At 75.8% G+C, this 21,512-nt stretch carries 7 protein-coding genes; 5 read left to right on the forward strand and 2 right to left on the reverse strand.

Annotation, left to right across the window (positions count from 1 at the left end):
• Positions 1-126 precede the first annotated feature (126 nt).
• A complete protein-coding gene (locus ACZ7LB_RS31455; protein WP_471473047.1) occupies positions 127-1,713 on the reverse strand; it encodes an MFS transporter in 1,587 nt (528 codons plus the stop codon).
• 148 nt (positions 1,714-1,861) lie between these two features.
• The gene (locus tag ACZ7LB_RS31460) at positions 1,862-4,399 is read right to left on the reverse strand and encodes a heavy metal translocating P-type ATPase (protein WP_471473049.1); all 2,538 of its coding nucleotides are present in this window, start codon (positions 4,397-4,399) and stop codon (positions 1,862-1,864) included.
• Between the two features lie 303 nt (positions 4,400-4,702).
• Here ACZ7LB_RS31460 and ACZ7LB_RS31465 point away from each other — a divergent pair, with 303 nt between their 5' ends.
• From ACZ7LB_RS31465 to ACZ7LB_RS31485, 5 genes are all read left to right on the forward strand, one after another.
• Complete coding sequence (locus ACZ7LB_RS31465) at positions 4,703-12,658, forward strand: amino acid adenylation domain-containing protein (protein WP_471473051.1); 7,956 nt, start codon at positions 4,703-4,705, stop codon at positions 12,656-12,658.
• A 16-nt stretch (positions 12,659-12,674) separates the two neighbouring features.
• Positions 12,675-14,318: an AMP-binding protein gene (locus ACZ7LB_RS31470; RefSeq protein ID WP_471473053.1), complete on the forward strand. Its 1,644-nt coding sequence runs from the start codon at positions 12,675-12,677 to the stop codon at positions 14,316-14,318.
• A 15-nt stretch (positions 14,319-14,333) separates the two neighbouring features.
• Complete coding sequence (locus ACZ7LB_RS31475) at positions 14,334-15,113, forward strand: thioesterase II family protein (RefSeq protein ID WP_471473054.1); 780 nt, start codon at positions 14,334-14,336, stop codon at positions 15,111-15,113.
• A gap of 257 nt (positions 15,114-15,370) precedes the next feature.
• Positions 15,371-16,600 carry a methionine adenosyltransferase gene (metK, locus tag ACZ7LB_RS31480; protein WP_471473056.1) on the forward strand — a complete coding sequence of 410 codons (1,230 nt, stop codon included), beginning with the start codon at positions 15,371-15,373 and terminating at the stop codon, positions 16,598-16,600.
• Between the two features lie 833 nt (positions 16,601-17,433).
• Positions 17,434-21,512, forward strand: a 4,079-nt coding sequence (locus tag ACZ7LB_RS31485; RefSeq protein ID WP_471473058.1) for an acyltransferase domain-containing protein, incomplete at its 3' end; no start/stop codon positions are given.

Here is a 21,512-nt window from a genome sequence, read left to right on the forward strand (position 1 = left end):
GGGACCCGGGGGTGGCGCCCCCCACCCCCCCCGGGCCGGGGGGAGGGAGAAGGGGGGGGGGGTGGGGGGGGTTCTCCCGGGGCCCCCCCCCACCACCCCGCCCTCGTGCGTGCCCGCGCCGTCGGCTCAGGACCGTCCGGCCGCCCGCGCGCTCACGTGCAGGTCCCGGTCGCGCACGAGGGCGAGGACGAGGACCGCTCCGACGGCCGCGACGAGGGCGCAGATCCGGGTCACCTCGCTCAGGCTGTCGACGTAGGCGACGCGGGCGGCACCGGTCACCGTGTCGAGCATCGACGGCGGGACCAGGCCGCCGAGTTCGGCGGTGCCGCCGGTGGCCACCTCGTGGGCCACGGTCTCCGCCCGGTCGCCGAGCCGCTGTCCCGCCGCGGACGCGGTGAACGCGGTGGTGACGCAGCGCTCGAACAGGGCGCCGAAGCCGGAGACGCCCAGGGCGACCCCGGCCTGCTGGAAGGTCTGGCCGATGCCGGAGGCCATCCCGGCACGGGACGGGTGCACGACGCCGACGGTGACCGCCGCGCGCGGTGGGTTGAACATGCCCATGCCCGCCCCGGTGACGAGGAGTCCGGGCAGCAGGACGGTCCAGTCGCTCGACGGGCGCACCAGGGAGACGAGCGCCAGGCCGACGGCGATCAGGGCGATGGCCGTGCCGAGGAGGACGCCGGGCGGGACGAGTGCGCCGAGCCGTCCGGTCAGGAGCGCCGCGGCGAAGAGGGTGACGGTCAGCGGCAGGAAGCGCAGCCCGGTCTCCCAGGCGGAGTACCCGAGGACGTTCTGGAGGTAGGAGACGAGCAGGAAGACGGTGGCCAGGGAGGCCGCGTTGTTCAGGAACGTCCCCCAGGCCACGCCGTTGAAGGAGCGGACCCGGAACAGGGAGAGGTCCAGCATGGCCGCGCGGCCCTTGGTGCGCTGGATGGCGGCGAAGGCGGCCAGCAGGGCGGCACCCGCGACGAAGGAGAGGACGACCGGAGGGCAGTTCCAGTCCAGGGAGTTGCCGGCCATGAGTCCGAACAGCAGCAGGGCCAGGCCCGTTCCGAAGGTCGCCATGCCGGCCCGGTCGACGCCGGTGGAGTGCGGATCCCGGAACTCCCGCAGCCGCCGGGTGGCCGGCAGCAGGGCGAGCAGGCCGATCGGCACGTTGACCAGGAAGATCCAGCGCCAGCTCAGTGACGTGGTGAGGAAGCCGCCGACCAGGGGGCCGACGGCGAAGGCGAGGCCGCCGGTCGCGCCCCACAGGCCGAAGGCCGTGCCGCGCGCCCTGGCCCCGTGGAACTCCTGGCCGATGAGGGCCAGCCCCACCGAGAAGAGCATCGCGGCGCCGACGCCCTGGACGCCCCGGGCGGCGCTGAGCGTCAGCGGTTCCGGGGCGAGTCCGGCGGCGAGCGAGGCCAGGGTGAAGACGCCGAGGCCCAGGGTGAAGACGCGCCTGCGCCCGATCCGGTCGGCCAGGGAGCCGCCGGAGAGCAGGAACGCGGCCATGGTCAGCGTGTAGGCGGCGATCACCCACTGCTGTTCGGAGAAGCCGGCGTGCAGGGCGTCGCGGATGGCGGGCAGTGCGACGTTCACGACCGTGACGTCGAGCAGCAGCATGAAGGTGGTGACGCAGACGACGGCCAGGGTCCAGCCGGGGGCGTGCGGGGGGCCGTCGGCCCCGGTTCTCACCACGCCTTCGTGCGGGGTGGTGTGCGTTGACATCCGGGCGTCTCCTCGTCGGGCGGTTCGTGCGCGGTGGCGCGACGGTGGCGCCGGGCCCCGGGGCGGGGGAAGGGACCCCGGGGGCCCGGGGGGGGGGGGAAGGAGCCCGACCGCCGGGGGAACGGCCGGGCTCCTGGTCAGCCGGTCCTCATCCGCGGCGGTCGGACCGGGCCATGGCGTCCTGGGCCGCCGGTCCGCAGCCGCAGCCGCCGTCCGCCCCGCAGTGGGTCGCGGGGGCGGCCGGCACGGCGGGGACGGCGGGGCGGGCGAGGGCCACGAACTCCACCTGGGGCGTGCCGCAGCCGGAACCGCAGCCGCACGCGTCCCCGGTCTCCGGCCCCTCGGCCACGGCGGTGACCGCCGAACCGCCGCCCGAACCGCACTCCGCACCGCAGCCGCAGGCGTCGTCGGACGCCTCCGCGCCGGGCGCGGGGTCCTTGGGGTGCGCGGGGTCCGCGCGGTGCGCGGCGGCCGCGTCCGGCCGCTCCGCCGGGATCGCCCCGGCGGCCCGGAGCGCAGGGGTCAGGCGCAGCAGCCGCAGTCCGTTGGCGATGATGACGAGCGCCCACGCCTCGTTGATCAGCACACCCGCGGTGAGGCTGAAGCCGCCGCCGACCGCGGCGACGACGAGGAGGAGGATCACGGCGAGGGACAGGGCGACGTTCTGGGCGATGACACGGCTCGCCCTGCGGGCCAGGACGACGGCGTAGGGCAGCTTGTTGAGGTCGTCGGCCATGAGGGCGACGTCGGCCATCTCCAGGGCGACGTCGGTGCCGGCGGCGCCCATGACGATCGCGACGTCGGCCGTGGCCAGCGCGGGGGCGTCGTTGACGCCGTCGCCGACCATCGCGGTGACGCCGGACTCCTTGATCGACGCGACGGCGGTGCTCTTCTCCTCGGGCATGAGCTGCGCGCGGACGCTGCCGATCCCGACGCGTTCGGCGATGGCGTTCGCGACGCGCCGGCGGTCGCCGGTGAGCATCGTGGTGTGGGTGATGCCCGCCTTCCGCAGGGTCTCCAGCGCGGTGACGGCCTCCGGGCGCAGTTCGTCGGCGACGCCGAGCAGGCCGATGAGCCGGTCGTCGACCGTGACGGCGACGGGGGTGCCGCCGGCGTCCTCGATGGCGTCCAGGGCGGCCCGGGCCTCGGGGTGGCCGCTGAGGTCGCCGACCCGGCCCACGGCGACGGTGGAGCCGTCGATCACGGAACGGGCGCCGATGCCGGGGACGACGGTGACGTCGTCGGCGGGGACGACGGGGATGCCCCGTTCCCGCGCGGCGCGCACCACGGCCTCCGCGATGGGGTGGGTGGCGCCGGCCTCGACCGCGGCCGACAGCCGCAGCAGTTCGGTGGTGTCGTGGCCGCCGAGCGGGCGCGTCTCCAGCAGGACGGGGCGGCCGAGGGTGAGCGTGCCCGTCTTGTCGAAGGCCACGGCCCGCAGCCTGGCCAGTTGCTCCAGGTAGGCACCGCCCTTGATCAGGACGCCGTCGCGGGCGGCGCGGGCCACGGCGGAGACGACGCTGACGGGGACGGACAGCACCAGCGAGCAGGAGCAGGAGACGATGAGGACGACGAGCGCGCGGTAGAGGGCGTCCTCGTAGGAGATGTCGAAGACCTGCGGGCCGAGGGCGGCCAGCAGGACGGCCGTGCCGATCATGACGGGGGTGTAGACGGCGGAGAACCGGTCGGCGAAGCGCTGGGCCTGTCCGCGGTTCTGCTGGGCCTCCTCCACCTCCTTGATGACGCGGGCGAGGACGGTGTCCTCGAAGGGCTTGGCCACCCGGACGCGCAGGGCGCCGTGTCCGTTGAGGGTGCCGCCGTAGACCTCGGTGCCGGGGGCGGCCTCGACGGGCATCGACTCGCCGGTGATGGCGGAGGCGTCGATCCAGGAGGTGCCCCGGACGACGGTGCCGTCGGTGGGCAGCCGGGAGCCGGGCCGGACGAGGACAGTGTCGCCGACGCCGAGCCGGGCGACCTCGACCTGTTCGACGCCGCCGCCGTCGGTGAAGCGTTCGGCGAGGGCGGGGCTGAGGTCCATCAGCTTCTGGATGGACTTGCGGGCGCGGTCCGCCACGTAGCTCTCGAGGACCACGCCGAGGGAGAAGATGACGACGACGCAGGCGGCCTCCGTCACCCTGCCCAGGGCGAGGGCCCCGATGACGGCGACGACCAGCAGGACGTTGATCGACACCCGTTTGGTCCGCAGCATCATCAACGCGGTGCGGGTGGGGAAGACCATGCCGATGGCGACGACCGCGTAGGCGAGGACGGCGGCGGCCGATTCGTACCGCGAGTAGCAGCCGAGGGTCTCCACGCCGATCAGCAGCAGTGCCGCGATCTCCAGGAGGAGCATCTCGGGCCGCAGCCACCAGCGGGAGCGCCGGGCGGCGGGGCCGTCGGCCGTGCCGTCCGCGGGCCGCTCGGGTTCGAGGACGAGTCCGGACGCGCCGGCGGTGCGCAGCAGCACGTCGTCGGCCAGGGTCGGCGGCGCTTCGACCACGAGGGTGCCCGTGGCCGCCAGTACGCGCACGTCGCGCACGCCCGGAACGCGCCGCAGGGCGGCCAGGTCGCCGGCGCACTCCACACAGCCGGAGATCACCCGGTATCGGCGTGCTCCGGTATCGGGTTCGGGGGGCACAGCAACGTCGCCGTTCGTGGAGGCGGCGAACTCCTTCACCTTGGTCACCTGCCTGTTGGTGGACGCATGAGCTGACGGGGCGAGCGTAAAGTGTGGAGTCGACTCCAAGGTCAAGCCCCGGGACCCGCTCAATTCCGGTCATCGGCCGGGCACTTGGCGGACGCGGGGGCACCGGGCGCCGGTGCGGGTTGACTTAAAGTGCGGTTCAACCGGAAGACTCCCCGCCTGGCACCGGGCACGGCACCCCGCCGTCAGCCTCTGCGCCGGCCTCACCGGTCCGTTCGCGCCGCCCACGGCGGCGTTCATTCAGCAGGTCCGGCCCTTCGGCCCGGCCTCGAAGGGGGAGCGAACATGGGCGATTCCGCGGAGTCCACGATCGAGCGCGCCGTCGGGACGATGGCCCTGGGGATCGAGTCGGACGGCCCCGTCGAGGACCGTCGCGCGTACCTCTGCGTGGGGCTCGTCGACCTGCTGGCGGCGGTGACGGGGCTGCCCACCCGCGAGGTGCCCGAGGAGGGGCCGCTCACCATCGAGTCCCTGCAGGCCACGACGGTCTGCGCGGTGCTCGACGCCGCCTTCGGGGTGCGGGTGCCGCTGTCGGAGCTGAGTGGCGGATTCCGTGTCCCCGAGGTCGCGGAGCGCCTGCTGGGAGCCGCGCCCCGGCGGGAGGAGCCGCCCCCGGCGGAGCCGGTGGCGGTCCCGGACGGCGGCGCCCACGAGCCGTTCGGCCTGACGGACGTGCAGCAGGCGTATCTGCACGGCCGGGACGCCGGGCACGAACTCGGCGACGTGGACGCCTCCTTCTACGTCGAGCTGGACACCGAGGACCTGGACGTCGACCGGTTCGAGCGGGCGGTGCGGTCCGCCGTCGCCCGCCACGACATGCTCCGCGCGGTGATCCGGGAGGACGGCACCCAGCAGGTCCTGGCCGAGGTGCCGGACTTCCGGATCGTCAGGGAGGACCTGTCGGCCCTGGAGCCCGGGGAGCGGGATGCGCGGCTGGAGGAGTCGCGGGCGCGGGCGGCGGAGCGGCGGCGCGACGTGACGCGGTGGCCCCTCCTCGACGTGCACGCCACCCGGCTGGACGCCCGCCGGACCCTGCTGCGGTTCGCGGTGGACCTGCTGATCTGCGACGGCACCTCGTTCGCCGTCCTTGTCGAGGAGCTGGCCGCCCGGTACGCCGACCCGGACCGGGAGCCGCCCGGACCGGGCATCACCTTCCGGGAGTACCAGCGGGCCGTCGGCGGGCCCGGGTACGAGGAGGAGCGCCGGGCCGCCGAGGAGTACTGGGCCGGGCGGCTGGACGACCTGTCGCCGGCGCCGCTGCTGCCGCTCGCCGCGCCGCTGTCCGCCGTGCGGCGCCCCCGCTTCCGCCGCCGCCACCACGTGCTGTCCGCCGCCGGGTGGCAGCGCTTCCGGAGCCGTGCCGCGGCGCGCGGGCTGACCCCCTCGACCGCGCTGGCCGCCGCCTACGCCGACGTGCTGGCCCGCTGGTCGGCGTCCCCGGACTTCACCGTCAACGTGACGGTGAACAACCGGCTGCCGGTGCACGAGGGGGTCCGCGGGGTCGTCGGCGACTTCACCACGCTGACCCTGCTGGACGTGCGGTGGGACGGCGCGCGGACCTTCAGCGAGCGGGCCGCCGCCGCCCAGGCGCGGCTCTGGCGGGACCTGGAGCACAGCGCCCACAGCGGCATCCGGGTCATGCGGGAGCTGGCCCGCCGCTCGGGTCCGGCCACGGCGGTCGCCCCGGTGGTGTTCTCCACGTTCGTCGGCTCGGGGTTCGGCGAGGACTTCGCCCCCCGGTGGCTGCGGGGCATCCACCACACCCTCGCCCAGGCGCCCCAGCTCTCCCTGGAGTGCCTGACCCTGGAGTACCGGGGGGACCTGCACCTCACCTGGGACTCCGTCGACGAGGTCTTCGCGCCGGGCGTCCTGGACGACATGTTCGCGGCCTACCGCGCCCTGGTGGAGCGGCTGGCCGGGGACGACGCGGCGTGGGACGAGCGGGAGACCGTCCGCCTGCCCCCGGAGCAGGCGGCGGAGCGCGAGCGGGTGAACAGCACCGCGGCCGGGACTCCGGACGTGCTGCTGCACCGCCTGGGCCCGGCGCTGTCCCGGCGCGGCCCCGAGCCCGCGCTGACCGGGCCGGAGGGCACCCTCAGCTACGGCGAGCTGGACCGGACGGCGTGCCGCATCGGCCGGGCGCTGCGCCGGGCGGGTGCGCGCCCGAACCGGCTGGTGGCCGTGGTGATGGAGAAGGGCTGGGAGCAGGTCGCCGCCGTGCTGGGCATCCTCTACTCCGGCGCCGCCTATCTGCCCGTCGACGCCTCGCTGCCGCCCGAGCGGGTGCGCCGGCTGCTGGAACTGGGCGAGGTGGACACCGTCCTGACCCAGACCCGGGTGCGGGAGCGGCTGGACTGGCCGCCCGGCCTCACGGTGCTGGACGTGTCGGACGCCTCGGCGTGGTGGCACGAGCCCGACGGCCCGCTGGAGAGCGTCCAGGAGCCGACGGACCTCGCCTACGTCATCTTCACCTCGGGTTCCACGGGCGAGCCGAAGGGCGTGGTGATCGACCACCGCGGGGCGGTGAACACCTGCTGGGACATCAACACGCGGTTCGGCGTGGGCCCCGGCGACCGGGTGCTGGCCCTGTCGTCGCTCAGCTTCGACCTGTCCGTGTGGGACGTCTTCGGGGTCCTCGGGGCGGGCGGCTGCGTCGTCCTGCCGGAGCCCGGCGCGGGCCGGGACCCGGAGCGCTGGGCGGAACTCGTCGACCGGCACCGGGTGACGGTGTGGAACACGGTCCCGGCGCTGATGCGGATGCTCACCACGTACGCCGAGTCCCGGCCCGGGGAGGAGGTGCTCGGGCCGCTGCGCCTGGTCCTGATGTCCGGGGACTGGATCGAGACCACCCTGGCCGACCGCGTCCGGTCCCTGAAGCGGGGCCCCGTCGACGTCATCGGTCTGGGCGGTGCGACCGAGGCGTCGATCTGGTCCATCGCCCATCCCATCGGCTCCCCGCTCCCGGGCTGGGCCTCCGTCCCCTACGGCAGGCCCCTGGCCAACCAGACCTTCCACGTGCTGGACCGGCAGCTGCGCCCCTGCCCCACCTGGGTCGCCGGGCGGCTGTTCATCGGCGGCACCGGTCTGGCCCAGGGCTACTGGCGCGACCCCGTCCGCACCGGCGAACGGTTCGTGACCGATCCGCGCACCGGCACCCGCCTGTACGACACCGGGGACCTGGGCCGGTACCACCCCGACGGGAACATCGAGTTCCTGGGCCGGGACGACGGCCAGGTCAAGGTGAACGGCTACCGCATCGAACTGGGGGAGATCGAGCACACCCTCGCGGCGCACCCCCGGGTGGAGCGGGCGGTGGCCGTGGTGGAGGGCAGCCGGCTCGTCGCCTTCGCGGTCCCCCGCCGGGAGGGGCGGGCCGACGGCGGCGGGGCCGAGGCGCAGATCGCCGACTGGCGCGAGGTCTTCGACTCCCTGCGGACCGATCCGGCCGCACAGACCTCGGGCTGGGTGGACAGCTTCACCGGCGGGACCATCCCGGAGCGGGACATGGCCGAGTGGGCCGACATCACCGCGCGCCGGGTGCTCGCGCACCGCCCCCGCCGCGTCCTGGAGATCGGCTGTGGCGCCGGGCTGATCGCCACCCGGCTGCTGCCGGAGTGCGTGGAGTACGTGGGGACCGACATCTCGGAGCGCACCCTCGGACATCTGGCGGAGCGGCTGGAACGGGACGGCACCGCCGGGCGGGCGACACTGCTGCACCGGGAGGCCACGGACTTCGAGGGGATCGCGCCGGGCCGCTTCGACTGCGTCGTCATCAACTCCGTTGCCCAGTACTTCCCTTCGGCCGACCATCTGCTCGCCACGGTGCGCGGGGCGCTGGCCGCGCTGCGCCCCGGTGGCCTCGTCCACCTGGGCGACCTGCGCGACCTCCGCCACCTCCGCCCGTTCCACATGGCCGTGGAGCGGGCGCGCGCGGAGGCCGGGGACACGGCCGGGGACGTCGCCCGGCGGGCGGATCAGCGCGCGCTGTCCGACGGGGAACTGGTCGTGGCGCCCGAGCTGCTCTGGGCGGGACTGGGCCGCCCCGTCGCCGTACTGCCCCGGCCGGGCAGTCCCGCCACCGAGATGGCGGACTACCGCTTCGACGCCGTGGTGCTCCGCGAGCCGAGCGCCGCCGCCGGTCCGGCCGCCGAACTGGCCTGGGAGGACGCCGCCCGGACGCTGCCGGAGCTGGAACAGGCCCTCAGCGGCGGACTGCCCGCCGTGGCGCTGCGGGACGTGCCCAACGAGCGGCTGCTGCACGACGCGGCGTGGGCGGAGCGGCTGGACGATCCGGCACGGGCCGGGCTGCCCCTCGACGGTCCGGCGGCCACCGGGTGGCCGGAGCCGGGGACACGGGACCGGCCGACCCGGGTGGCACTCGCCGAGCTGGCCGCGAAGCACGGCTATGCCTGCGAGTTCTTCTACCGGCCGGCCTCGCGGCCCGGGTTCCTCGACGCGGTCCTGGCCCTGACCCCGCACGACGCGGAACTGGCGGTGAGGGCCGCCGCGCACACCCTGCCCGCGCCCGCCGCGGACGGCCCGGAGACCAGCAACTCACCCCTTCTCATACGCGAGTTGAACGCGCTGCCCCGGCATCTCGTCGAGCTGGCACGGGAGTCACTGCCCTCGTACATGGTGCCCCGGGAGGTGTTCGTCCTGGCCGGGCTGCCGCTCACCGCGAACGGCAAGGTCGACACCGGCCGCCTCCGCGAGCTGGCCCGCGGGGCCCAGGAGCGCACCGGGGAGCGGGAGGCGGCCGGTCCCTCGGACGACGTCGAGCACGCGCTGGTCGCGGCGTGGCGGCAGGTGCTCGGGGTCACGGACGTGTCGGTGGACGACGACTTCTTCCGGATCGGCGGGGACTCCCTGCTCGCCGTGCACCTGGTCCGCGCCCTGGGCGACGCGGGCGTCGCCCTCACCGTCGCGGACGTGTTCGCCCGGCCCGCCCTGCGGGACCTGGCCGCCCTGCTGCGCGAACGGCGGCAGGAGTCCGGTGGGACGCCGGAGGCGGCCGCGGCGGAGCTTCCGGTGGTGGTCCCGGCGCCGGAGGACCGCTACGCGCCCTTCCCGCTCACCGGTCTCCAGCAGGCGTACCTCCTGGGCCGCAACGGCTTCTTCCCGCTGGGCAACGTCGCCGCGTCGTTCTATGTCGAGGTCGCCGCCCCGGAGTTCGACGCCCGGCTGCTGTCCGGGGCGCTCACCGCGATGACACGGCGGCACGACATGCTCCGCGCCGAGGTCGGAGCGGACGGCCAGTGGCGGGTGCGGCCCGAGGCACCGCCGTACGAGGTCGCCGTGGAGGATCTGCGCGGGCTCGACGCCGGGATGGCGCGGGCCCGGCTCGAGGAGACCCGCACCCGGTGCGCGGCCCGGGTCTTCGACCCGGCGGCGGCGCCCCTCTTCGACGTCCGCGTCACCCGGCTGGACGGCTCCAGCCGTCTGCACGTCTGCCTCGACCTGCTGATCGCGGACGGCGGCACGGTCGCCGTCTTCCTCTCCGAGCTCGCGGCCCGCTGCGCGGACCCCTCCTGGCGGCCGGCCGGGCCGGAGCTGACCTTCCGGGACTACCGGCTCGCCCTGCGGCGGCTGGAGGGCACCCCGCGCCACCGGCGGGCCCGGGACTACTGGACGGCGCGCGCCGCCGGTCTGCCCGCGGCACCGCGCCTGCCGCTGGCCGCCGACCCGGCGGACGTGCTGGAGCCGACGTTCGCGCGGCACACCCACCGCCTGCCCGCCACGGCGCTCCGGGCGCTGCGGGAGCGGGCGGCGCGGCACGGCGTGACCGTCTCCGCCGCCCTGGCCACGGCCTACGCGGAGGTGCTCGCCGACTGGTCGGACGGCGGCCCCTTCCTCCTGAACGTGACCGTGGGCCGGCGCCTGCCGGTGCACGGCCAGGTGGCCGAGGTCATCGGGGACTTCACCGCCATCAGCCTGCTGGAGGTGTCGGTCGATCCGGCGTCCCCCTTCGCGGACCGCGCCGGGGCCCTCCAGCACCGGCTGGCCGAGGACCTGGACCACGGCGAGTTCACCGGGATCGAGGTGCTCCGCGAGATCGCCCGGCTGCACGGCCCCCGACGGGCCCTGGCGCCGGTGGTGTTCACCAGCGCGCTGGACTCCTCGGACAGGGACTTCGGGCGGGCCGTGGGCGCCCTCGGGGAGATGCGGTCGAGCATCGTCCACACCCCGCAGGTCCATGTGGACCACCAGGTCTTCGAGTACGACGGGGAGCTGGTCCTGAACTGGGACGCCGTGGAACAGCTCTTCGACGGGGAGGCCCTGGCAGCGCGGTTCCGCGCCTACACGGATCTGGTGACGCGGCTGGCGGAGGACGACGGGGCGTGGCGGGCGGGGACACGCGGCGGGGACGGTCCGGCGACGGAACCGGCCGCCGGGGAGCGGTCGGCCGTTCCGGGCACGGGGACGGCGGCGGGGAGCGGCGTGGGGACAGCTGCGGGGGCGGAGCCGGTCACCGTCGGCGCCCCGGACAGCCGCCCCGCGAGGGAAGCGCCCGGTGCTCCCTCCCCCGGCGCCGTCGCGGGCCCCGGGTGGGCCGCCCGCCCCGGCGGCACCCGGGACAGCGAGAAGGTGACCGGCGCCGAGGACGCATCGGGCGCCGCCGCGTCCCTCCGGACGGACGGGGACGTACGGGGGACGCTCGCCCGGATCTGGTGCGAGGTGCTGGGCCTCGACGCGGTCCCGCCCGCCGCCGAGTTCACCGCGCTCGGAGGCGACTCCCTGCTGGCCATGCAGGTCGTCGCCCGGGCCGCCGCGGCCGGACTGCGCATCGCGCCCCGGGACTTCTTCACCCACCAGACCCTGGACGCGCTCGTCTCCGTCGCCCGCCGGGAGGCCCCCGCCGCACCCGTCCGGCCGGCCGGGGAGGGCCGGGTGCGCCTCCTGCCCCGGCAGCGCGCCCTGCTGCGCGAGTGGCCGCGTCCCCGGGACCGGCACTACGTACTGCTCTTCGACGTCCCCGAGCCGCTGGACCGGACCGCGGTGCGGGTGGCGCTGCGGGAACTGCTGGGCCGCCACGAGGCGCTGCGGCTCCGGCTGGACACGGACGACGGCGAGTACGCGCGGATCGAGCCGGTGGACGGACCCGACCTGCCGCTCACCTGGATGGACCTCACCCGGGAGACCGAGGAGGCCGCCTCCCGGACGGTCCGGGACACCGTCCGCCGCCTGCGGTCCTCCCTCGACCTCCGCACGGCGCCCCCGCTGCGCGTCGCGGTGGTCCAGCGGGCCGGGCGCCGGCAGTTCCTCCTCGTCGTCCACCAACTGGTGGCCGACAACTACTCCTGCCGGCTCCTGCTGGAGGAACTCCTCTCCGCCTGCCGGCAGGTGCGGGACACCGGGCGGGTGCTCCTGCCGCCCGCTCCCTCGCTCACGGCCTGGACCGAGGAGGTGTACGCGCGGGCCGACCGTCCCGAGGTGCGCGCCGAACTGGCCCACTGGCAGGGGCTGGAGGACCCACCGGGCGGGCTTCCGGACGGGCGGGCGGACGGGCCGGACGCGCAGGCGGGGCCGGAGCTCACGGCGCTGGGCCCGGAGGCCACCGCCGCGCTCCTGGCCGCGCCGTCCGTCCAGGACCTGCTGCTCGCCGCCGTCGCGCGGGCCGTCGGCGGAGCCAACGGGGCGCCGACCCTCCGGGTGGGCATCGACGCGCACGGCCGCGACACGGTCTCCGACACGCTCGACCCGGCCCGGATCGTGGGACGGCTGGCCACCCGCTGGCCGCTCGACGTCCCGGTGCTGCGGGACGTCCGGCTGGCGGAGGCGGCCGACGCCGTGGCCGCCGCCCGGCTCCGGGCACCCGCGGCGGGCCGCCACTACGAACTGCTCGCCGCCCTCGGCGGGCACGGACTGCCACCGGCCACCACCGCCCCGGTGGTCCTCAACTACCTGGGCCAATCGGACGCGTTGTGGGAACCGCTGGGACTGGTCCCGAGCCCGGACCGGCTCGGACCGCTCCCCGGGGAGGGTCCCGGGGACGACGAGCCGCCGGTGCACGGGGGGACCGGCGCCCCCGGTCCCGGGGTCGACGGCGGCGCGGGACCCGGCGCGCGGCTGGAGTTCGTGGCCGGGGTGGTCTCCGGGCGGCTCGTCCTGGCCTGTCCGCACGGCGCGGCCGGTTTGCTCCACACGATCGGCTCCGACCTCGCCACCGGACTCCTCGGCCGCCCCGAGCCCCTGACCGCCCCGGCGGACGCCGACGTCCTGCGGCACTGGCTCGCCCACTGAGAGAGGGACCCACGCCATGACCCACCAGTCGATCACCGAGTGCCTGGCCGCCCGGCCCGCGGACACCCCGCTGACCCTGCTGGACGACGACGCGCCCCCCGTCTCCCTCACCCTGGGGGAACTCCGCTCCCGGGCCGACACCGTCGCGAGGACGCTGCGCCACACCCACGGGGTCGGCCGGGGCGACCGTGTGTGCGTCCTGGGACCCACCTCGCTGGATCTGATCACCACCCTGTTCGGCGTGTGGCGGGCCGGTGCCGCCGTCACCGTCCTGCCCATCCCCCGTCCGGGCACCCACGCCGACGTGCCCGCGCAGGCACTGCGCAGGGTGGCCGCGGCCCGGGGCTCGGTCCTGGTCACCGACACCGCCTCGGCCGACGCCCTGCGGGGCGGACTCCCCGTCCCGGTGGCCGACTTCCGCTCGCTCGCGGATGGTGCGCCGGGCGGGCCGCTCCCCGAGCCGGGCGCGGACGACATCGCCGTCCTCCAGTTCACCTCCGGCACCACGGCCTCCCCCCGGGCCGTCGCCGTCACCCAGGGCCAGGTCGTGGCCAACTCCCGGGAGTGCTTCGCGGCGGGGAACCTGGCTCCGGGGGACCCGTTCGTCACCTGGCTGCCGCTCTACCACGACATGGGGATCATCTTCCTGACCGGTGCCGTCATCCACGGCCTGGCCACCTGCGCCATCCCCACCCGGGCCTTCGGCGGCCGCCCGGGGATCTGGCTGGAGGCGATCACCCGGTACCGGGCGGCGGCGACGGTCGGCCCCAACTTCGCCTACGGTCTGGCCACCCGCTATCTGACCCTGCGGCGCAACGACTACGACCTCTCCTCCCTCCGGCTGGCGGTGAACGGCGCCGAACCCATCGACCCGGACACCCTGGGCGCGTTCATGACGGCCGCCGCCCCCTACGGGCTGCCCCCCGGAGCCATGGCCCCCGCCTACGGGCTGGCCGAGGCGACGCTGGCGGTCACCATGGGCGGCGGGCACCCCTACCGCACCGTGACCGTGGACCGCGGGGCGCTGGAGAACGGGCTGGTGGCCGAGACCGGCGCCGGGCGCACCTTCGTGGACTGCGGCGCCCCGGTCGGGGACACCGCCTTCGCCATCACCGACGAGGAGGGCAAGCCGCTCCCGGAGGACCGCGTGGGGTCGATCCGGGTCGAGGGGCCGGGCGTCGTCGGCGGCTACTGGACCCCGGACGGCACCGCCCACCCGACGGAGCTGCTGGACGGCTCCGGACGGCTCGTGACGGGGGACCTGGGCTTCGCCCGGGGCGACCGCCTCTACGTCTGCGGCCGGCAGAAGGACCTGATCATCGTCGGCGGGCGCAACCTCTACCCCGAGGACTTCGAGTTCACCGCGGAACGGGTCAGCGGTGTCCGCCTCGGCAACGTCATGGCGTTCTCACTGCCCGGGAGCGAGCACATGGTGGTGGTCGCCGAGACCGCGCTCACCGGCCCCCGCGCCCTGGAACTCGCCCACACGGTGCGGGACACCCTGGCGCGGGAACTGTCCTGCACCCCGTACGACGTCGTCCTCGTCCCGCCGAAGACGCTGCCGAAGACGACGTCCGGCAAGCGTCAGCGCGCCCGGTGCCTGAGCCGGTACCGGTCCGGCGGCCTCCCCGTCCGTGCCAGCACCCTCGTCGGGGAGTAGGGCCCGGTGGACTCCATGAGCACACGCGGCACCGCGGCCGCCGGGAACTCCCGCACCGACGCCGACGCCTGGTTCCTGCGCACGGAGGCACCGGCACCCGCGCCGACGCTGGTGGTCTTCCCGCACGCCGGGGCGGGGGCCAACGCCTACCGGAGGCTCGCCCGGGCCCTGCGCCCGCACGCCCGCACGCTGGTCGTGCGCCTGCCCGGCCGGGAGAGCCGCTCCGGGGAGGCGCCGTTCACCGACATCCGCCCGCTGGTCCGCGCCCTCGCGCCCGTCCTCGGCACCGAACTGACGGGCCGCCGCCATGTGTTCTACGGGCACAGCATGGGAGCGCTGATCGCCTTCGAGACGGCACGGCTGTTCTCCCTGGCCTACGGAATGCCGCCGGCCCGTCTCGTGGTCTCGGGGATGGAGGCACCGCAGGACGGCGCGGCGGGCCACGCGCGCCATCTGCTGGACGACGCCGAACTGTGGCGCGTGGTCGGGGAGATGGGAGGAATCCCGCCCGAGATCATGGCGGACGGGTCCCTGCGGGAGCTGCTGCTGCCCACGATCCGGGCCGACTTCGCGGTCACGGACACCTACCCGTACCGGGCGATGCCGCCGCTGCCGTGTCCGGTCAGCGCGTTCGCCGGGGACACGGACCCGGAGCCGCCGCCGGACGGGATGGCCCGGTGGGAGGCCACCACCTCGGGCGGGTTCCGCCACACGGTGCTGCCCGGGGGCCACTTCTTCAACCTGGACGACGGCTCCGGGTTCACCGGGGAACTGAGGGACTGCCTGCCCCGGTGAGCCCGGACCGGGACCGTGCCCGTCCGGTGAGCCCGGACCGGCATCGTGCCCGGCGGTCCCCCGCCCGGACCGGGGCCGTCACCGGCGGGTGCGGGCCGTGGGCCCCGCCCGTCGGCGTCCCCGGTTCCCCCCCCGTCGCCCCGGCCACGCGCGCCACCCCGCGCCACCCGTCCGACGCTCCACCCGTGCCCGTCGCCCCGGATCACCGACGGGCACGGTTCCGCGCACGCCGACCCGGACCACGATTGGGAGGGCCCATGCCCCGCCGCCTGTTCACCTCGGAGTCCGTCACCGAGGGCCACCCCGACAAGATGGCCGACCAGATCAGCGACACCGTCCTCGACGCCCTGCTCCGCGAGGACCCGGCCTCCCGGGTCGCCGTGGAGACCCTGATCACCACCGGCACGGTGCACGTGGCCGGAGAGGTGACCACCACGGCCCGGGTGGACGTCCCCGCCCTCGTCCGGGGCCGGATCGCGGAGATCGGCTACGACTCCTCCGCCAAGGGCTTCGACGCCGCCTCGTGCGGTGTCTCGGTGTCCCTGGGCTCCCAGTCCCCCGACATCGCCCGCGGCGTCGGCACCGCCTGCGAGGGGCGCGCCGGTGACCGGGAGGACGCCGACGGCGCTTCCGGGGCCGCCCTCGACGCACAGGGCGCCGGTGACCAGGGCCTGATGTTCGGCTACGCCTGCGCCGAGACACCGGAGCTGATGCCGCTGCCGATCACCCTCGCGCACCGCCTGGCCCACCGTCTCTCCGCCGTGCGCCGCAACGGCGCCGTGCCGTATCTGCGCCCGGACGGCAAGACCCAGGTCACCCTGGAGTACGACGGCGACGAGGCGGTCCGCCTGGACACGGTGGTGGTGTCCGCGCAGCACGCGGGCGGCGTCGACCCGGAGTCGCTGCTGGCCCCGGACATCCGGGAGTTCGTGGTCGAGCCGGAGCTGAAGGCGCTGCTGGACGACGACGTCAAGCTCGACACGGAGAACTACCGCCTCCTGGTGAACCCGACCGGCCGTTTCGAGATCGGCGGCCCGATGGGCGACGCGGGCCTCACCGGCCGCAAGATCGTCATCGACACCTACGGAGGCATGGCCCGCCACGGCGGCGGCGCCTTCTCCGGCAAGGACCCCTCCAAGGTCGACCGCTCGGGCGCGTACGCCATGCGCTGGGTGGCGAAGAACGTCGTGGCGGCCGGGTTCGCGACGCGCTGCGAGGTCCAGGTCGCCTACGCGATCGGCCGGGCGCGACCGGTGGGGCTGTTCATCGAGACCTTCGGGACCAACACCGTCGACAGCGGGACGATCGAGGAGGCGGTCGACGAGGTCTTCGACCTGCGCCCGGCCGCCGTCATCCGCGACCTGGACCTGCTCCGTCCCGTCTATGCCCGGACCGCCGCCTACGGCCACTTCGGCCGCGAGCTGCCCGAGTTCACCTGGGAACGGGTCGACAGGGTGGACGAGTTGTGGAGGGCCGCGGGCATCTGACCGGCGGGGCGGCGGAGCCCGGCGGGGTGGCGGGCCCTGGCGCAGGGCGAGGCGGGGCGGGGCGGGGCGGGAGGGCCGGCCCGGCGGGGACACCGGCAGCGGTCCCGGGGCGGACGGGGCGCGGAGCACCGTGTCCGGCGCGGGAATCCGGCCACCGCGTCCGGCGGCGGGCGCACTCGGCGGTGGTGCCGTCACCGGACGGCCCGTGGGCGTCATGACTGCGGGGCCCCGGCCCATGGGGGCGACGCCCGGGGTGCGGGCTCGTGGGGCCCGGACACACGCGCCGCCCGGCCGGGCCCCACACAGTCCCGTCCCGTGCGGTCCCATCCCGCTCGCTCCGGCCCCGTCCCGTCCCGCCCGGTCCGGCGCCTCGGCTCCGAGGACGGCGGCGGCGACACCTCGGTTCCCGCAGCGCCGCTCAGCTCCGTGGGGCCCTCCCCCGGTTCGCGCGGCCGACCGCGACACAGGGTGGTTCCGCCACGGCCGGGCGGCATTCCGCACAACCCCACGAAATTGTTCTGTGCATGCTAATCAGACCCTCTGCCGTTCCCCGGGGAATCCGGCGTCCGTGCTGGTCGGAGCGGGTCGCCCAGAACTCTCCAAGTCGTGTCCAAGTCGACTCCAAGTCGGTGCCAAGAAGGCCCTGGCAGGGTTCTGCACGTCACGCGGGGAGATCACTACGAGGCGGGCACCTGCACCTCACCGCACCGTCGACGAACGCACGCCGGGTTCCGGGAGCCCGGCGGTACGGGCGTGCGACGGGGCGCGTCGTCTCCGGCGGACCGGACGCAGGGCTCCACCGTAGCCAGACGACGAGGAAGGCCGAGTACGCCGTGCCCCAGAGGAGTTGCGAGGACGAGTCGGTCGCCGTCGTCGGCGTGGCCCGGTCCTCCGGCAGCAGAGCGGACGCCGCCTTCTTCCACCCGACCGACCCGCTCGGCCCGACCGGCCCCCTCGGCCCGGCGGACCCGGGCGGGCCGAGCGGGACCGCCGGTGCCACCGCGCCGGTCGCACCGCAGCTCGCCTGGACCGCGCTGGAGGACGCCGGGATCGTTCCCGCGGCCCTGCGCGACGGCCGGGTCGGCGTCTTCCTCGCCGGGCCGGACGGCACCGCCGACCACCTCGCGACCGTCCTGGAGCTGACCGGCCCCCGGACCGTCGTCGAGCCCTCGCCCGACGGCGCCCGCACCGCCGCCGCCGCGGCGGCCGAGAGCCTGCGCCGCGGCGACTGCGACCTCGCCCTCGCGGGCACCCTCGGCCCCGACCCGGACCACGCCCTCCTCGCCGTGCTCCGCCCCCTGCCGGAGGCCCTGCGGGCCGACGACCGGGTCCACGGCCTGCTCGCCGACCGGGTGCCCGACGGGCCGGACACCCTCGCCCGCCTCGGCGCACGGCCGTACGAGGCCGGGTCCGCCGAGAACCGGACCGACGCCCCGGTGGCCGAACGCCCCCTGTTCGACACGCCCTTCACCCCCCTGCCGTTCTCCGCCCGGGACGAGGCGGCGCTGCGTGCGCGGGCCCGCGACCTGGGCGCGCGCGTCGAGGCGGACCCGGCCCCGCGCCTCACCGACCTCGGCCTCTCGCTGGCGACCACCCGCACCGCGTTCGAGCGGCGCGCCGTGCTGGTCGCCGACCGCCGCGAGGACGCCCTCGGCGCCCTGCGCGCCGTCGCCGACGGCGGCTTCGGCCCGCTGCTGGTCCACGGCACGGTCCTGGCGGACGCCGGTGCGGGGCGCCCGGTGTTCGTCTTCCCCGGGCAGGGCCCCCAGTGGCCGGGCATGGCACTCGACCTGCTGGAGTCCTCGGCGGTGTTCCGGGAGCGGATGGAGGCCTGCGCCGCCGCCCTCGAACCGCACGTGTCCTGGCGGCTGGCGGACGTGCTGCGCGGCGCGCCGGGCGCGCCGGCCCTGGTCGCGGTCGACGTCGTCCAGCCCGTCCTGTTCGCCGTGCTGGTGTCGCTGGCCGGGCTGTGGCGCGCCTGCGGGGTCGAGCCGGCCGCCGTGGTGGGCGCGAGCCTGGGCGAGTTCGCCGCCGCCCATGTGGCCGGGGCCCTCGATCTGGAGGACGCCGCCCTGCTGGCCGTGCGGTGGAGCGAGGCGCAGGCCCGGGCGGGCGCGGCCGCTCCGGGCGATCTGGCGTCGGCGCTGCTGCCCCGGGAGGAACTGGAGCCCCGCCTGGCCCGCTGGCCGGGGCGGCTGGCCGTGGCCGGCGCCAACGGCTCCCGGTCGGTCCTGTTCTCCGGCGAGCGGACGGCGGTGGGGGAACTGCTGGCCGAGCTGGCGGCGGACGGCGTCCGGGCCCGCAGGCTCTCCAACGGCGTCGCGGTCCACTCCCCCTGGCTTCGGGCCGACCGCGCCCGGATGCTGGACGACATGGCCGGGGTGACGGCGCGCTCCTCCGCGGTGCCCTTCTACTCCTCGCTGACCGGCGGCCGGGTGGACACCGCCGAGCTGGACGGCGACTACTGGTACCGCAACATCAGCTCCGAGATCCGCTTCGAGCGGGCCACCCGGGCGCTGCTGGCGGACGGGTACCGGACGTTCCTGGAGGTCGGCCCGCACCCCGTGCTGACCGGCGGGCTGCAGGAGACCCTGGAGGACGCCGGACCGGTCGGCCCGACCGCCGTCGTGGGCACGCTGCGGCGCGACGGGAGCGGGCCCCGGCGGCTGCTGACCTCGCTCGCGGAGCTGCACGTCCACGGGGTGACGGTGGACTGGGCGGCCGTGTTCGCCGGCACCGGGGCACGGCGGGTGCCGCTGCCGACGTACCCGTTCGGCGCCGCGGGCGTTCCGGAGCGGGCCCGCTCCGAGAGCGAACAGCGCGCCTGGGTCGAGGGGTTGGTGCGCGATCTGCTGGGCTCGGTGTGCGGCCCCGAGGTCGCCCGTGGGGCGCGCCCGGACCGGCCGTTCCGGGACCTCGGGGTGGACTCCGCCGTCGCGGTGGAACTGCGCAACCGGCTGGTGGCGGCGACCGGGCTGCGGCTTCCGCTGTCCCTGCTGTTCGACCACCCGACGCCCGGCTCGCTCGGACACCACCTGGTGGCCCGGCTCACCGGCGCGGCGGACGACCCGGACCCGGCCGACGGGGCGGAGCCGGCCCCCCGGGCGGGCGACGACGAGCCGATCGCCGTCGTCGCGATGGCCTGCCGCCTCCCCGGCGGGGTCGGTGATCCCGAGGCCCTCTGGCGGCTGGTCGCCGAGGGGACCGACGCGATCGGTGCCTTTCCCGACAACCGCGGCTGGGACGTCTCCGGCCTGTACGACCCCGAGCCGGGCCTGCCCGGCCGCACCTACACGCGGCAGGGCGGCTTCCTGCACGACGCGGACCGCTTCGACGCCGCGTTCTTCGGGATCAGCCCGCGCGAGGCGCTGGCCATGGACCCGCAGCAGCGGCTGCTGCTGGAGGCGGCCTGGGAGGTCTTCGAACGGGCCGGTCTCACCCCCGCGGCGCTGCGCGGCACCCGCACCGGAGTCTTCGTCGGGGCGATGACGCAGGACTACGGGGCCCGGATGCACGAGCCGAGCGGCGGCGTCGAGGGCCATGTGCTCACGGGCACCACGGTGAGCGTGCTGTCCGGCCGCCTCTCGTACGTCTTCGGGCTGGAGGGCCCGGCGATCACCGTCGACACGGCCTGCTCCTCCTCGCTGGTCTCGCTGCACCTGGCCGTCCAGTCGCTGCGCCGGGGCGAGTCCACGATGGCGCTCGCGGGCGGCGCCGCGGTGATGGCCTCACCCGGCATGTTCGTCGAGTTCAGCCGTCAGCGCGGACTCTCCCCGGACGGCCGCTGCAAGGCCTTCTCCGGGGCGGCGGACGGTACCGCCTGGGCCGAGGGCGTCGGCGTGCTGCTGCTGGAACGGCTGTCGGACGCGGAGCGCCTGGGCCATCCCGTGCTGGCGGTGGTGCGCGGCTCGGCCGTCAACCAGGACGGCGCGAGCAACGGGCTGTCCGCGCCCAACGGTCCCTCGCAGCGGCGGGTGATCCGGGCGGCGCTGGCCGACGCCCGGCTGGCGGCGGGCGACGTCGACGCCGTGGAGGCGCACGGGACGGGCACCAAGCTCGGCGACCCGATCGAGGCACAGGCCCTGCTGGCCACCTACGGCCAGGAACGGCCCGCCGAACAGCCGCTCTGGCTCGGCTCGCTCAAGTCCAACATCGGACACGCGCAGGCCGCCGCAGGAGTCGCGGGCGTCATCAAGATGGTGATGGCGATGCGGAACGGGGTGCTCCCTCGCACCCTGCACGTGGACGAGCCGACACCCCACGTCGACTGGACCTCCGGCGCCGTCGCCCTGCTCACCAAGGAACAGGCATGGCCGGCCGGCGACCGCGTACGACGCGCCGCCGTCTCCTCCTTCGGCATCAGCGGCACCAACGCCCACGTCATCCTCGAAGAAGCACCCCGGACCGAGGAGACCACCACCGGGACTCCCAAGTCACCGCCATCCGTGGTCCCTTGGGTGTTCTCCGCCCGTGACGAACAGGCACTGCGCGCCCACGCCGGACAGCTCGCCGCCTACCTCCACGAGCACCCCGACGCCGATCTGCCGGGCGCCGCCCGGACGCTGGCCACGGGCAGGGCCCCACTGGAGCACCGAGCGGTGGTGCTCGGGCAGGACCGCGAGGAACTGCTGGCCGGGCTCGGTTCGCTCGCGGACGGCCTCTCCGCGCCGGGAGTCACCACGGGCACGGGTGTGTTCGGTCGGCCGGTGTTCGTCTTCCCCGGTCAGGGCTCCCAATGGCTCGGCATGGGCGCCGAACTCCTCGACAGCAGTGAGGTGTTCGCCCGGTCGATAGCCGACTGCCAGAACGCACTCGCACCCCACATCGACTGGGACCTCACCGACGTCCTGCGCGGCAACGGCGACCTCACCCGCGTCGACATCGTCCAACCCGCACTCTTCGCCATGATGGT

Source organism: Streptomyces sp. NPDC107521 (assembly GCF_055598485.1).